The 15,158-nt window shown below is 63.2% G+C and carries 15 protein-coding genes; all 15 read left to right on the top strand.

Annotation, left to right across the window (positions count from 1 at the left end; genetic code table 11):
* The first annotated feature begins 1 nt into the window (after position 1).
* Positions 2-517, top strand: a complete 516-nt coding sequence (locus tag LT948_RS31970; RefSeq protein WP_003121492.1) for a gp436 family protein — start codon at positions 2-4, stop codon at positions 515-517.
* Positions 514-966, top strand: a complete 453-nt coding sequence (locus LT948_RS31965) for a phage tail terminator protein (RefSeq protein WP_010791814.1) — start codon at positions 514-516, stop codon at positions 964-966. The genes LT948_RS31970 and LT948_RS31965 overlap by 4 nt, the downstream gene beginning before the upstream one ends.
* Positions 963-1,166, top strand: a complete 204-nt coding sequence (locus LT948_RS31960; RefSeq protein ID WP_010791813.1) for a DUF7210 family protein — start codon at positions 963-965, stop codon at positions 1,164-1,166. The genes LT948_RS31965 and LT948_RS31960 overlap by 4 nt, the downstream gene beginning before the upstream one ends.
* 6 nt (positions 1,167-1,172) lie before the next feature.
* Positions 1,173-1,913 (top strand): hypothetical protein, encoded by a 741-nt coding sequence (locus LT948_RS31955; protein WP_010791812.1) that lies wholly within the window; start codon positions 1,173-1,175, stop codon positions 1,911-1,913.
* 2 nt (positions 1,914-1,915) lie between these two features.
* Positions 1,916-2,398 carry a DUF6631 family protein gene (locus LT948_RS31950; RefSeq protein WP_010791811.1) on the top strand — a complete coding sequence of 161 codons (483 nt, stop codon included), beginning with the start codon at positions 1,916-1,918 and terminating at the stop codon, positions 2,396-2,398.
* Between the two features lie 253 nt (positions 2,399-2,651).
* Positions 2,652-6,284, top strand: a complete 3,633-nt coding sequence (locus tag LT948_RS31945; protein WP_015649429.1) for a tape measure protein — start codon at positions 2,652-2,654, stop codon at positions 6,282-6,284.
* Positions 6,284-7,243 carry a hypothetical protein gene (locus LT948_RS31940; RefSeq protein ID WP_010791809.1) on the top strand — a complete coding sequence of 320 codons (960 nt, stop codon included), beginning with the start codon at positions 6,284-6,286 and terminating at the stop codon, positions 7,241-7,243. The genes LT948_RS31945 and LT948_RS31940 overlap by 1 nt, the downstream gene beginning before the upstream one ends.
* A gap of 2 nt (positions 7,244-7,245) precedes the next feature.
* Positions 7,246-8,169 (top strand): hypothetical protein, encoded by a 924-nt coding sequence (locus LT948_RS31935; RefSeq protein WP_010791808.1) that lies wholly within the window; start codon positions 7,246-7,248, stop codon positions 8,167-8,169.
* Entirely contained in the window at positions 8,169-9,875 is a 1,707-nt protein-coding gene (locus tag LT948_RS31930) for a hypothetical protein (protein WP_010791807.1), read from the top strand. Before LT948_RS31935 ends, LT948_RS31930 begins: the two co-directional genes overlap by 1 nt.
* A complete protein-coding gene (locus tag LT948_RS31925) occupies positions 9,862-10,680 on the top strand; it encodes a phage BR0599 family protein (protein WP_010791806.1) in 819 nt (272 codons plus the stop codon). Before LT948_RS31930 ends, LT948_RS31925 begins: the two co-directional genes overlap by 14 nt.
* Before the next feature lie 9 nt (positions 10,681-10,689).
* Complete coding sequence (locus LT948_RS31920) at positions 10,690-10,920, top strand: hypothetical protein (RefSeq protein ID WP_010791805.1); 231 nt, start codon at positions 10,690-10,692, stop codon at positions 10,918-10,920.
* Positions 10,921-11,133: 213 nt separating this feature from the next.
* Positions 11,134-13,344 carry a hypothetical protein gene (locus LT948_RS31910; RefSeq protein ID WP_010791804.1) on the top strand — a complete coding sequence of 737 codons (2,211 nt, stop codon included), beginning with the start codon at positions 11,134-11,136 and terminating at the stop codon, positions 13,342-13,344.
* Positions 13,341-14,489 carry a DUF2793 domain-containing protein gene (locus LT948_RS31905; protein WP_015648033.1) on the top strand — a complete coding sequence of 383 codons (1,149 nt, stop codon included), beginning with the start codon at positions 13,341-13,343 and terminating at the stop codon, positions 14,487-14,489. Before LT948_RS31910 ends, LT948_RS31905 begins: the two co-directional genes overlap by 4 nt.
* Positions 14,486-14,773 carry a hypothetical protein gene (locus LT948_RS31900; protein ID WP_010791802.1) on the top strand — a complete coding sequence of 96 codons (288 nt, stop codon included), beginning with the start codon at positions 14,486-14,488 and terminating at the stop codon, positions 14,771-14,773. The genes LT948_RS31905 and LT948_RS31900 overlap by 4 nt, the downstream gene beginning before the upstream one ends.
* 73 nt (positions 14,774-14,846) lie before the next feature.
* Positions 14,847-15,071, top strand: a complete 225-nt coding sequence (locus tag LT948_RS31895; protein WP_003121473.1) for a DUF7364 domain-containing protein — start codon at positions 14,847-14,849, stop codon at positions 15,069-15,071.
* Positions 15,072-15,158 lie beyond the last annotated feature (87 nt).

Here is a 15,158-nt window from a genome sequence, read left to right as displayed (position 1 = left end):
CATGGACTACATCACTCTCGTCCACCTCGCCGAACGTCCTGGTGCAAAGGAGCTGGCTCAAGTCGCCACCGCCCAGCACCTGAAGATCGTCGATTCCGCGCTCCTCGATGCCGCGTTGCGTGGTGGAGATCTGAGTGCCTGGACGCCGGAGCAGGTGGCGGGGGTTGATCTCGTCCTGGAGCGAATCACCGAGGCCATGACCGAGGCCGAAAGCATCGTCAATGGTTACCTGGCCAAGCGAGGCTACGGCCTGCCGCTGAGTCCGGTGCCTGGCCTGGTTACCGGCTGGGTGCGCGACATCGGTCGCTACCTACTGCACAAGGACCGAATCTCAGACGACAAGGACGCCATCCTGCGCAACTACAAGGATGCCTTGAAGTTCCTGCAGATGGTCGCCGACGGCACGTTCAGTCTCGGCGCCGAGGATCCGATCGCCAACAATCCCATGTTGGCCGATGTTCGCTTCGATGCCGACGAGAACGTATTCAATCGCCAGCAGCTGAGGAGCTTCCGGTGAGCAACGCTCCTTTCGATCACCGTCTGGTCATCGAGCGCCTCACCGCTACGGTGCCGGCGTTGCGACTGATCGGCACGGCAGCGGACTTCGGAGCAGTTAAGGCGCTGCGGGACTATCCAACGCCGGCCGCCTATGTGCTGCTCGCTGAGGAAAGCGGTGAGCCGCGACCAACCGGCAATAGCGGTGGGCCTACCCGGCAGCGCGTCGGCGCGCTGTTCGGCGTTGTGCTGGCCGTCCGCAGCTACCGATACGACCAGTTGGCCGATGCGGCCGACGATCTCCAGTCGATTCTCGACCAGGTTCGCGGCGCGATGGTGGGCTGGGTACCCAGTTTGCCCTTGGCCAGGGGAACCCAGTTCGTTACCGGCAAGGTGCTGGACTCTGACGACACCACGCTCCTCTGGGGCGAGATCTATTCCACTCAACACGCCATCGGGAGAGACCCATGAGCACCAAGCAAGTCGCCGATACCGCTGAAGTGAAGCGGGAGAAGGTCATTCTGATCGCTGATCACATCCATGGTGAACAGAAGTGCAAGACGGGTGACGAGATCAGTGTCACCAGCATCGAGAAAGAATGGTTGATCCGCCACAAGCGCATTGCTGCGCCGGCCGATCAGGCCGCTGCCGCCGGCAAGGCGAAGGAGTAACCCCTCATGTCTCTGATTTCTCTCCAAGGCAAGATCTGGATGGCTGAGCGCAGTGCTCAAGGCAAGGCGTTGAAGCAGACCTGGGTGGGCAATGCCCCGACCTGTGAACTGCAGTTGGCCACCGAAACCACCAACGTGACCGAGAGCTTCAGCGGTAATCGCCTGCAGTACGGCCAGCTCGACCGTGGAAAGACCGCGACGATTAACCTGACGCTCGACGAATGGCTACTGCCCAACCTGATCCTGGGGCTGTACGCGCAGCAGGTCGCCATTCCCGGCGTGACGGTAACTGGCGAGGCGCTTCCCACGCCGATTGCGGTTGGTGATGTGTTCCGCCTGGCAAAACCCTTCATCAGCGATCTGGTGCTCACCCAGTCGAGCACTCCGCTCGTCGCAGGAACCGACTACAAGATCGAATCTGCCACGGCCGGTCTGATCGAGTTCCTGACTGCCCAAGCATCTGCGGTAAGCGCCGCCTATGAGTCCGAGGAAGCTGTGGCGCTGACGATGTTCACCCAACGGCCTCCGGAGCGCTGGCTATTCCTGGACGGCATCGACACCGAAACCGGCAAGCCGGTCTTGGTCGACTTGTTCCGCTGCAAGTTCAACCCGGTCGGAACTCTGGCAATGATCCATGAGGAATACGGCAATCTGCCGTTGACCGGCAGTGTCCTGTATGACCCGCTGAATGCCGGTGATCCGATGCTCGGTGGATATGGCCGATACATCGAGAAGAAGGCGGCCTGACCATGGCGCGGAAGGTAACCAGGAAGAAATCTGCCACTGGTGCAGAGGACCTGTCTGTCATCAACCCCGACCGCACGATAATCATTGCAGGCCGGGACGTGGTGATGCGCGAGTATGGGTTCTTCGAGTCGCTGGAGTTGCTCCCTCTGTTGGAACCGATCCTGGTCGACCTTGAGGAGCAAGCGAAAGCGGGGGCGCCCTGGCCAGGCATCGAGGCGGTTCCTTCTTTCCTGGGTAATCACTTCTCGGTCCTGGTTCATCTGATTGCCAAGGCCGCTTCGGTCGATATGGAGTGGATGCGCGGACTTGGTGCAGACGACGGCTATGAACTGGTCTGGTGGTGGTGGATCGTCAATGGCCCTTTCTGCAAGCGCTGCGCCGAGAAACGTCTGCTGACGGCGCAGGCCATCGCCGAGCAGGCCAGGAAGCGGGACGCTGGTCAGACGCCATCGACTACCTCGTCGCCGCCGGCTACGGCTCCGTAGCCGACATTGGCAAGATGACTCGTCGGCAAATCCTGCTGCAGCTCGACGCGGTGGAGCGACGACATCGGCGCGAACGCGCTGAACGGGTGATCGACGTCAACTTCGCTTTTGCGGGCGGTCAGGACGCTGAACGTCACCTGCAGAAGCTTCTAAAATAGAAAGCGGCCTCCGGGCCGCTTTTTCGCGTCTTCCAAAAGACCTCACTGCTTGCGCGCGCGACCATTCGGGTACTTCCTCCGAATGTGATTCGCAAATGGCAAATCGAGATCTCGAAATCGCCCTTCGGCTGCGTGCCGACATGAAAGACGGCCAGGCTGCCGTCGAAGCTTTGGCAGCCGCGATCAGGGATGTCGGTAGCAAGGCGTCCGAGGCCGGCACGGGCCTGCAGAAAGTCGGTGCTACCGGCGCCGTCGACCAGGCCCAAGGGGCCATCGACAAGCTCGGCCACTCGCTGGATGGTGTGAGTGCCAAGGCGTCCGAGGCCGGCAAGGGCCTACAGAAGGTCGGGACTACCGGGGGCGTTGATCAGGCCCAGGCGCCCATCGACAAGCTCGGCCACTCACTGGATGGCGTGAGTGACAAAGCGTCCGAGGCCAGCAAGGATCTGCAGAAGGTCGGGGCCACCGGGGCCGTCGATCAGGCCCAGGCCTCCGTCGACAGGCTTGGCCAATCCCTGGACTCCACAGGTAAACGCGCAGGCGACGCATCCCGTCAGATCACCCAAGTCGGCGAATCCGCAGAGCAACAAGCTGCTCGAATCAAGGCAATGGTCGCGGCATCGCTGCAGCAAAAGTCTGCGCAAGATGAGGCGGCAGATAGCACCCAGCGACTGAATACCGCTGTCCAGGCAGGAAACACCGCTTGGAGGGATAGCGCTCAGGCGCAGTCCAACGCCATGAACACCTTCCACAACGCCGAGCGCGCCCGTGTCCAGCAGGTCGCTGCGGAAAAGCGCGCGGCGGAAGCTGCAGCCGCCGCTGCTGCTGAGACCTCTCGGCAGGAAGCGGCAGCCCGCAAGCTTCTCGGGGCTATTGATCCAACTTACCGCTCCCTCGCTCAATTGGCGGACCAGGAACGACAGCTCACCGAGCACTTTCGTGCTGGTCGTATTGAGGCTACGGCGTACGCAAGCGCCTTGGACAGAATCCGAGCGCGGCGTGATGTCCTCAATGGCATTGGCAACGATGCCAGGACCTCTACCGTGGCTCTCAATAGCATGGGAGCGGCTATCCGTCGAGTGCAGGGCCTGTTGGTGGCAGGCGTAGCTGGGTACGGCGTAGCGTCCTTCTCCAAGGAAGTCGTCAACACCAACCTGCAGTGGCAGCAGGCGTTGTACACCATGGAGGCAGCTACGGGGTCGGCGGCGAAGGCGAGGCAGGAGTTGGAGTACGTCCGCGAGGTCTCCGAACGCCTCGGCTTGGAGCTGCTCAACACCAGCCAGGCCTATTCCCGCCTGGTGGCGGCCGCGAAAGAAACCCCAGAGCTAGGCGGTTCCCTGCGCACGATCTTCGAAGGCGTCGCCTCGGCCACCACTGCGCTGCACCTCACCCGCCAGGAAACCAACGGCATCCTGCTCGCCCTGGAGCAGATGGTCAGCAAGGGCAAGGTCCAGACCCAGGAGCTAGTTCTGCAACTCGGCCAGCGCGTTCCCGGCGCGTTCTCGCTTGCCGCCAAGGCTCTGGACACCAACACCAAGCAGCTCAGCGAGTGGCTGGAAAAGGGCATGATCCCGGCGGCCGAGTTTCTGCCGCGGTTCGGCGCTGCCCTGCAGGAGGCTTATGGGCCAGCCTCACAGAAAGCGGCCACCGGCTTGCAGGCCGAACTCAACCGTTTGGAGAACGCATTCACTGACCTGAAGATCCAGGCTGGCGAGTCGGGGTTCATCGACACCTTCACTCAGGCCGTGCGAGATCTGCGTGATGTGCTGAAAGATCCGGCGGTGGTGGAGGGCCTGAATCTCCTGATCAAGGGCCTGGGTACTGCCATCGGTTATGCGGCCAAGGGGGCTGCGGGCGTCGTCAACGTCACCAAGTTCGTCGCGGAGGAGATTGCGGCGCGCGTGAACGGTCCCGCCGGTGATGACGTACCCCGCTTGGACGATGCCATCGCTCGTGAAACCGAGTACATGGCGCGGGTCCAGTCCGCGCTTGACGATGCCTACGAGAAGAACGACCAGAAGCGCATCCAGCGATACGAAGAAGCACTCAGCAAGGCACAAGCGCAGATCCAGCAATGGCAGGACCAGCGTGACGCGGTGCTGAACGGTGCCGGCCAGGTCGCGGCGCTACCCGCGACTACGGTCACCGGTACAGGCCCCACCACCAAGACACCCTTCACGCCATCAGGCGGCGAAGACAAGGCCGCTGCGCGCCTGGCCAAACAGAACGAAGACTGGGTCAAGCAGTTGGAGAAGGAAGCGGCGACCTACGGCAAGGGCCGGGCTGCGTTGCGTGAGTACGAGCTTGACCAACGCAATCTGACAGGAGCCCTGGAAGCCCGCGCTCGCGCCGCCTGGGCGACCCTGGATGCGGCAGAAAAGCAGAAGAAGGCCGACGAACAGGCAAAGAAAGACGCCACAACCCTGAAGCAACTCAACCTGGACTACCTTCGGGCCACCGGCCAAACCGTCGAAGCGGCCGGCGCCGAGATCGAGAAGAAGTACGGCGACCTGCAGAAGCGTCTGCTCGCCACGGGTGACACCGAAGGCGCCGGCCTGGTCAGCAAGCTGATGGGAATCGAGAAGGCCAAGGCTGAGCTGCAGCAGCTCCAGGACCAGGTCGACCGGATCTTCGGCGAGCAGTCTCGGCAGGAGTCGAGTATTCAGGCCGCCCAGCAGGCCGGTCTCGTCAGCGAACTGGCCGCGCGGCAGCAACTGCTAGACCTGCATCGGTCCACCGCCGACGAGGTAGAGCAACTTGTGCCTCGCATGGAAGAGCTGGCCAAGGCAACTGGCGATCCGGCAGCGATCGAGCGCGTGAAGGATCTCCGCCAGCAGCTCGAAAACACCCGCGTGGCCGCCGACCAGCTCACTTTGGCTCTGCGATCCGGTATCGAGAACGGCATGCAGGATGCGCTGCGCGGTCTCGCCGATGGCACCCTGTCGCTGCAGGAGGCCGCAGTTTCGTTCCTGCAGGCGGTTAGCCGATCGCTGGCCGACGTTGCCGCGCAGCAGCTGGCCCAGAAGGCTACAGCAGGGCTCATGAGTCTGTTCGGCCAAGGTGAGCAAGACACCAGCATGGTAACGGGAGCCGCGGCCGTGACATCGGCTGCGGGGGCTCTGGCTGCGGCCGGAGGAACGCTGGTTACTGGCGCAGCTGCTCTACAGAGTGCCGCCGGGAGTCTTGCGCTGGCGAATGGGGTAAAGGGAGCAGGTGCCGCTGCCAGTGGTGCCGGTGCGGCAGGTGCGGCTGCCGGTAGTGGCGGGTGGTGGTCCTCGATCACAAGCATGTTCGGGTTCGCCGAGGGCGGCCAGGTCCGCGGCCCTGGGACTCCAACAAGCGACAGCATCCCAGCCTGGCTTTCGGATCAGGAAGTCGTCATCAGGGCCGCGGCCGCAACCCAGCCGGGCATGACCCCGCTGCTCCTGGACATCAACAAGCGTGGTTGGGCGGCGCTACATGACTGGTCCGGCGCTGTGCGGCACGCGACGGGCGGCATAGCCAGCATTCCCGCACCCGCAATGCCTGCTCCGGGCCTGGCTGCTTCGCGCCTACAAGAGCCTGCGAAAAACCTCGGTACCACCCTGAAAAACAGCGTGAACCTCCACGTCTATGACGATCCGCAACGGATCGTCGATGGCGCCTGGAGTAAGGCTGGGCAGGAAAACTTCTGGCTGACACTAAGCCGCGATCCTCAACGAGCACGACAACTACTGGGAATCAACTGATGGCCACCGAATTCGGCACAGCCGCTGATCACGCCGACCTGGTCGAGCGACTCGTCCAGTTCCTCACCGCCCACCCGACGCTCGTCGCAGCCGGCCAGGCCTACGAGAAGGTTTTCGACAACACCATTCCCGCATCCGGGACGGCGATCGCGATTCGCCAAGTGACCCTGCGTGCTCCTGGCCTCGGCGGCGAAGACAGCATCTTCATGGGCGTCCAGTCCTACGGCGACACCGCGCTCGACTACTACAACGTCCGGCTGATGGGCGGTACCGCGTTCAATCCTGGCGCGCTGCCGCCGGGTGGCGACTTCTGGACGGCGTTCGTCAACTACAGCCCGCGGGTGCAACTGCTGGGCTGGAACCAGCCGATGCCCTACTGGTTCTTCGCCAACGGCCGACGCTTCTGGGTCGTCGTGAAAGTCTCGACGATCTACGAGTCGGCCGGCGCTGGCTTCATCCTACCGCCGTGCCCGCCGTCGCAGTTCCCGTATCCGCTGGCTGTCGTGGGGTCGTATCGCGGAGACGTCGCCGCCCGCTGGTCCGACGTGAGCGACCGTCATCGGGGCATCAGCAGCCCGTTGGAGCGCAGCTGTTATGTCCGCGACCCGGCGGGCCGCTGGCTGGGTTTCACCGTCGCATCGAACAGCAACAACGAGTCCGACTACAACAATCGGACCCTTCTGCCGCTCGGTTGCGGTCGCTACACCGGCAGCGGTGGCGAAAGCGTGATCAACCAGCTCCGAGACTCTTTCAGCAAGTTCCCCCTGAAGGCGCTGTCGTTCGTGACCCGAGAAACAGAGGGACGCCGGTACCTCGGTGACTTCGACGGTGCCTTCTACGTGCCAACGCTCAACTCCGGCGCCGAAGACGTCATCACCGAGAACGGAGTCGATCACGTTGTTTTCCAGACGGCGTGGCGGTCTGGCAATCCCTGGCTCTTCGCAATTAGGGCGGACTGAACATGGCCTACTTCACCGGAACAGCGAACAACCCGTCGGATCTGCTGGGCAAGCTCCGCGCCCACGCTGAAACCCTGGGCTGGGTCACCGATCGTGCATCAGCATCAGAGTGGCTCTGCCACAACGCCGACGGCTACTGGTCATTCAACGCCGGCACCAATCAATGGCTACTCACCGGAAATACAGGGTTCGACAACTCCAAGGCGTGGAACGCGCAGCCGGGCAATTCAGTACAGAACACTCCTTATTCGTCGACTGGGCCAACCGAGGCCCAGCTCAGTGCCGGGCCGTACTCGCGCTACCACCTGTTTGGCACAGCAGCCTACTTGCACCTGCATGTGGAGATCGCTGCCGGACAGTTCCGGCCTGTGTTGGTCGGTTCGCTCAATAAGCGCAGTGTGGGATATGTAGGCGGTCAGTATGTCTGCGGCTCGTTCATCTATACCCCTGGCCAAGCGCTGACAAACAATTGGTCGTCACACCCCTTCGATGGCTACCACATTCGGTACAGTGGCGGCGGCAGCGTGCTGCGGCTGGACAGCCTTGACGGCGGCCCTTCGCCGGAGTGGCTGCCGTTCGACTACACAACGAACGTCTCCCGGCGCGTCGTCGGCCCCGGTCGCGGAAACTACAGCAGTCAGTACCATCCCGACGTGGGGCTGATCGACGCGAGCGCCAACGAGCTGAACAGCTCGACCAACGTTGTGCCGTGTGCAATTTATGCGTTCGGCGCTCAGCAGCGTTCGAGGTACATCGGCGAAGCGCCTGATTTCGGTCTGTGCCGGATGGACTTCCTCGCGCCTGGGGACTCGATCACGATCGGAACCGACACCTGGCGCGTCTTCCCTTTGCTGCAGCGCGGAACAGCAAACGATTTCGGCAACACCAGCGCGCTGGTCGGGTATGCATTCCGGGTGGTCGAGTAATGGCGACGTTTCCGGGGTTCCAGGTGCCGAAGCCTGTGGAGGGGATCGTTGCCGGCATCACGCCAAACATCTCCACTCTGGACATGAACCAGGACATCACCCTGGGCTCGGCCAGCGCCTCGACCTTGGCTGGCAGCTATGGGGCACACCAGCCGGTTGACGTCATTCACTCGGCGTACTCGGCAGTTCACCAGTCCGACCTGGCCGAGAACTTCTACAACCGCATCTGGCTGATCCCTGGCCGATTGGATCTGGGGAACGTCGTGAGCGTACAGGAGCGCCCAGTCTCGGTCTGGAACGCCCACTTCACGCCCCGCACCCTGTCGCGGATCGATCGCGACGCCGCCGATGGCATCAGCCTGGCCGGCCAGCCGTCTCCGCCGTTGCCGTTCGCGGCGCTGCAGGAGCGCATCTGGACTGTGGCCGTGTCGACGGATGGACCGCCGGTAGTGGACGCGCGCATCGTCTGGCAACTGCAGGACGAACAGCCGTTGATCCTGGTCATTACCGGAAACCGGATCATCGCCTGGACGTTCGCGCCGGACTGGGCTGAAGGTGTTCAAGAGTCGCTGGAGTGGCTGACCGAGCTGCTGACCAGTACGTCGGGAGTCGAGCAACGGCGATCGCTGCGCCTGTCACCCCGGCGTTCATTCGAAGCCGAGTTCTACGCAGAGGGGCGCGAGCGAGTGCTCCTCGATCTCAGCTTGGCCGGCTGGGGCGGACGGATATGGGCGCTGCCGGTGTGGCCGGACATCCAGCTGCTGGCAAGCGTCACCGTGGCCGGCGCACAAACGGTCGAGTGCGACACCCGCTGGCGGGATTTTCGTGCTGGGGGCCTTGCGCTGCTGCGCGGTGAGTCAGCATTCGAGTACGAGGTCGTGGAGATCCAGGACCTGGCGGCGTCGGCCATTCAGCTTGCGCGCCCGGTTCAGCGGCGCTGGCCGGCCGGCTCCCGCTTGTACCCCATTCGCACCGCACAGCTGACGGAGCAACCGGCGCTGACTCGGCTGACCGACACCCTCTACAGCGCACAAGCGCGGTTCCTGGTGATGGACAGCAGCGACTGGCTGGAGGTCATGCCGACGGCAACGTACCGGGGCTGGCCTGTCCTCGATCGTCGGCCCGAAGAGTCAGAAGACTTGTCCCTGTCGTATCAGCGCCTGCTCGATGTCCTGGACAACGAAACTGGCCTGCCGCAATTCGCCGACCAAGCTGGGGTCGGTTTCCCGGTGCATGGCTTCCGCTGGCAGACCGAGGGCCGAGAGGAGCACGCGGCGCTGCGCAGCCTGCTGTACGCCCTGCGCGGCCGACAGAAAGCGATCTGGATTCCGACCCATGCCGCCGACCTGGTGCTGGTCGACACAGTGGCCGCGACCAGTTCCGTCCTCGATGTCGAGCTGGTTGGCCTGGCGAGGTTCTTCAGGGCTGATGCGCCCGGCCGGCGTGATATCCGCATCGAGCTGTACGGCGGGCAGGTCTTCCATCGGCGCATCCTCGACGTCAGTGAGCTGAACGTCGACGTCGAGCGCATGGCGATCGACAGCGCGCTCGGCACAGTTGTCCGGCCGAGCGACGTTGCGCGCATCTCGTTCATGACCCTCTGCCGGCAAGACAGCGACAGCGTGCAGATCACCCACGAAACCGACACCGACGGCATCAGCACAGCCAGCACGGTGTTCCGAGGAGTACGCGATGAGCTTCAGTGATCGCGAGCGGTCGCTCGCCGATGGCCAGGCGATCAGCTTGTACGACTTCCGCCTCGGCCCGATCCGTTGGACCTACACAACAGCGAATCGAGACATCGAGTTCAACAACATGACCTTTCGGGCGCGGCCTGTGAGCGATGATGGACGGCGCATGACCGGCCAGGTCAGCGCCGACATCATGACGGTTACTGGCCCGAGCGACTTGGAAGTCGCGCAGCTGTACCGGGGCGCTCGGCCATCGAAGGCTCCAACATTGACCGTCTGGGACATCCACTGGAACGAACCGCAGGGGCTTGTGGTGTGGATGGGCAGGATCGACGAGGTGAACTGGCCGGCCGACAGCCGGGTGCAGATCAAGTGCCGGCTGCTCGGAACAGAACCGCGTACATCGATCAGCCTCGCATGGGGACGTGAGTGCCCTTACACGGTGTTCGATCACAACTGCCGGGCAGACCGCGAGCAATACCGCGTGCCGTTCACCGTCGAGTTGCGTGATGGCAACAGCGTGACGGGGGCCGGCAACGCGATCGGCGGCTACCCCGATGCTTGGTTCCGCGGAGGCTACGTCGAGTGGGACAGCGGCCAGGGAGTGATCGAGCAGCGTGGTATCCAGCAGCACACCGGCAACCGCCTGGTCCTGGTGGGTGGCACCTCGCTGTTGGCTCCTGGTACTCGGGCTGTCGCGTTCCCCGGATGTGATCAGCTCATCCAAACCTGCAACGACAAGTTCAACAACACAGCGAACTGCGGTGCAGTGCCATTCCTTCCGGGCAAGTCGCCGTTCGACGGCGATCCCTGGTGGTAGGAGTCATCCATGTGGGTGCAAATCGCGATTCTGGTCGCGTCGTATTTGATCAGCAGCGCTACTTCTGCGAAAGCGCCGAAGCCGAAACCGGAGGCGCTGACTTCCGAAGATCTGCCTCAGACCGAAGACGGCACTGGCCACTACGTGATCTTCGGCGATGTGTGGATCGAGGACTGGATCGTCCTCGGTACCGGTAACGAGCGGATGAAGGCAGTCAAATCGAAAGGGTCGAAGAAGTGACGGATCTGATCATCACAACAGCGCATCTGCGCAGTGTGCCAGGGCTGACCAGCCGACCGGGCTACTGCGTATCCGGTGCGAGGGCCTGGTTCAACGCCCACGGCCTGGACTGGCACCGGTTCGTTGCCGAGGGAGTGCCAGCATCGGTGCTGGAAGCTACCGGCGACGAGCTGGCCCTACGCCTTGTCAACCACGCTCGTGCGGAGGCGGGAAATGGGCGGCCGTAGCAAAGCGCAAACGATGGGCTGGCGTTACTACATGGGTATTCTCATGGGGTTTGCGAGAGGCCCGCTTGACGAGATGGTCGAGATCAAGGCCGGCGACCGTACCGCTTGGAAGGGGTCGGTCAAGAGCAACCAGACCATCCAGATCCAGGCCGGTGAGTTGTTCGGTGGGGACAAGGCGGAGGGTGGCATCGCCGGGCCGCTAGACGTCATGTTCGGCGCCCCGGACCAATCCGTGAATCCTCGCTTGGCGGCGATGGTAGGTGGCCTGGTGCCCGCGTTCCGTGGCGTCACCACTGCTTTCTTCGACGGGCAACTCTGCGCGATGAACAAGTACCCGAAAGCCTGGATGAGCCGGTGGCGGCGCGCGCTGAACGGATGGGACGGTGGAGTTTGGTATCCCGAGAAGGCCGTGATCAGCCTTGCCGGCGGCGAGGTCAAGGCGATGAACCCCGCCCACATCTTGTTCGAATGCCAGACCAACCGCGACTGGGGCCGCGGCAAAGATCGCGGCCTGCTGGACCAGGCCTCGTATCGCACGGCCGCAGATACGTTGTTCGCCGAGGGCTTTGGTCTGTGCCTCAAGTTTCGCGTGGCAGACGAGTTGGACAACTTCGAGCAGACCGTCCTCGATCACATTGGCGCCACTCAGTTCCTTTCCCGCTCGACCGGACTCTGGACGCTGCGGCTGATCCGTGACGACTACGACGTCGCGACGCTGCCCGTATTCGATGAGGACAGCGGGCTGCTCGGGATCGACGAAGACAGCATCACATCGCTCGACGGCACGGCGAACCAGTTCGTCGTCGTGTGGCACGACCCGATCACCAACACCGACCGGCGTGCCCGTGCGAAGAATGCCGGCGCGATCCGCGCGGCCGGCGGCGTGATCACTACGACGAAGGAGTATCCGGGCCTACCGACCGGCGAGTTGGCCGGCAGGGTGGCGGCGCGCGACTGCAACGTGTCGACGTCGGCTATCCGCAAGCTCCAGTTGCGGCTCGATCGGCGCGCCTATGCGCTGAACCCCGGCGACGTGTTCTGCGTTCGCAGCCGGAAGCGCGGGATCGAACTGATCGTCCTACGCGCCGGAAAGATCGACTATGGCACCCTCACGAGGGGCACCATCGCCATCACCGCGCTGGAAGACGTGTTCGGACTGCCGGCAGCCGGGACGTCCGCAGTCCAGCCGCCGAACTGGACCCCGCCCGACCGCACCCCGCGGGTCATTGCGACCCGCAGGCTCATCGAGGCGCCGTACCGTGATCTCGCGGCGGCACTGAGCGATGCAGATCTGGCGCAACTGCAGCCAGAGACAGGCATCCTCGCGGCGCTGGGCATGCGGCCGTCCGGCCTGCAGATGAACTACGCGCTGCTCAGCCGCGTGGGATCTGCATCGTTCGAAGAGCGGACGTCCGGCGACTTCTGCCCGGTCGCGACGATCTCAGCAGATATCGGCCGGGGCCTGACCAGCGTCAGCGTCACGCTTGTCCAAGGGGTTGACCTTGACCTCGTCGAGGTGGGCTCGGCCGCGATGATCGATGACGAGATCTTCCGCGTCGACGCGATCAACGCCGCGGCCGGCACCGCGGTGCTCGCGCGGGGATGCGTCGATACGGTGCCAGCGCCGCATGAGGCCGGCGCGCTGATCTGGTTCTACGAGGATTGGGCAACAGAGGACACGCGTGAGTACGTGACCGGCGAGACAGTGAACGTGAAGCTGCTGAGCCGCACCAGCTCGGCGACGCTCGCAGAGAGCCTCGCGCCGGTCGACTCGCTGCGAATGAACCAGCGCCAGGCGCGGCCTTATGCGCCTGGCCGGGTGCTGGTGTGTGGTGTGGCGTATCCGACGAAGACCTACGGTGTGCTGACCGTGTCGTGGGCGCACCGCAACCGGCTGCTGCAGGCCGATCAACTGGTTGACTCGTCTGCGAGCAGCATATCGCTGGAAGCTGGCACGACATACACGCTGAGCATCTACAGCGGTTCCAGCCTGAAGAAGTCGTACACCGGCTTGACCGGCACGACCTGGACCTACCCGCTGGAGGACGACATAGCGCATGGGCTGCTGCCGGTGCTGCGCATCGTGCTGTTCAGCGTTCGCGACGGTCTGCAGAGCTGGCAGCAACACGATATCACAATCGAACGACACGGCCTTGGCTTCCGCCTCGGCGAGGAACTTGGAGGCTTAGCACAATGACTCTTTATATGGGACCGAATACCGGCCTGCTGATCAGTGGCGCCCCCGGTGAGGGGCATTACAACGAACTGATCCGCATGTTGCGCTGGGATGACTTCCTGCGCCAACCGGTCGTCAAGGGGCGCGTCGCCACACTGCCCACAACCGGCCAGGCCGAGGGGGACACGTACATTTTCACTGGCGCCGGCTCCAATCAGAACCGCCTAGCGCGCTGGTGGGCAACGGGTGCGACCACGCCCATTTGGGAGTACATGCCGCCCAGGTTGGGCTGGCGGGTGCAGGTGGCGAACGAGACGACGCCGAGCGGCCAGGTCAAGACGTATGAGTATTCCGGCAGCGCCTGGACTGAGCTGGTGGGCGGAATGGCCGACGCGCCGAGCGATGGAAAGCCATATGCCCGCGAAAACGGTGTTTGGGCGGAGCTGGGATCGGCGGCGAAATCGGCGCTCAACGTTCTGCCGTTCATGAACCTGATGCCCGACATGGGTCGCTTCGCGGGAACCGCAGCCAATCCGCTGAGTACGATGTTCACAACGTCATGGACTCCAAGCACCTTCATCAATGGCTGGAACGGCGCCAGCCTCGCAGATGGGGGAAAGTTCGCATTCGACAACAGCACAAATGGTGGGGCAGGGCCGGCGCTCAATGCGCGGGTGCAAGCACTGCTGGCTGCGATGGGCCGCACCTGGACATCCGTTTCAAGGTACGGGGTCGAGTTCTTCACGACAGTGCTGACAGCGGGGACACAGACAACTACCGGCTCGGCCGGCGCGGATGGGGTTACGCGGTATCTATGCTGCTCAAACGGCAGCAAAACAGTTTTCAACGCGGGCGCATGGGCGACTGTCGTCATGTGGCTGCGTGTCGAAAGCGGCTCGGCTCATATCTCCTCTGCGCCCTATACGACCCATCGCCTTTGGATCAATGGGGCTGTGGCCGCTCCGGGAGTTGTGTTGCCGGCGGGCCAGTGGGTGCATCTCAGGTTTTCGATGCAGTCGTATAACGGCTATGACAACGCGTGCCCGTATATCTACGCGGCCGCAGGGGCTCAGATCGCGCTCGCCTGTCCGGCGTGGTTCGGTGGCCTCGTCGATCCGGGTATCCATGTTGCACCCATCCTGACAATCAACGGAGCAAGCGCATGACCATGAAACGAGTTCTACTGAAAGGCGAGTTCTTCGCGGAATGGGATGGCACGCTGGACGAGGCCGCAGCACTCGCTGGCGTCCCGGTCAGCGACCTGGCGTTCCATCCCGACGACCTCCTCGCCGAGGTCCAGGAGCTGCGGCGCCAGGCCTATCGCACCGAGTCCGACCCGCTGCGCCTGGAGGCCGAGTTTGACGCCATAGCCGCTGGCGCCGAGCCGGACCTGGCGGCATGGGTCGCAGCTGTCCAGGCGATCAAAGCGCGGTATCCACTACCTGAATAGGTAGTTGTGATGGCGTTCTCGTTTTTGCCACGTTCCGAAAGTCTGATGTCGAGTAGTAGATAGGAACCTTGGGATGGACGAGGTACTGAGGCAAAGGTTGCGGGCTGAACTACTGGAAGTGGGGTTTCTCAACCAGTGCTGCCTTGATCTCATGGAAAGCATGGAGGCTGAGTTCAGTCTCACTAAGGACCAGCGCGAGTGCATCGAGCAGCTCAGCCGATTTCTACGGGAGGGCATCGGCAAGCTGACCGCTCTGTCTGAACGGGTAGCCGATGGCGATATCGTCGTCCTGTGCTGACCTTTTGAAATTCTTTTGCCGCTGGCGAAACGGTTAGGGCGCGTCATTTATTGCGCAAATCCGCGCCAAATTTCGCGCCGCGCTACA

The organism is Pseudomonas sp. CP-1 (assembly GCF_021213715.1).
GTDB classification, from domain to species: domain Bacteria; phylum Pseudomonadota; class Gammaproteobacteria; order Pseudomonadales; family Pseudomonadaceae; genus Pseudomonas; species Pseudomonas aeruginosa.
The sequence above is the reverse complement of the archived record's forward strand: the minus strand, read 5'-3'. Positions and strand labels throughout refer to the sequence as shown.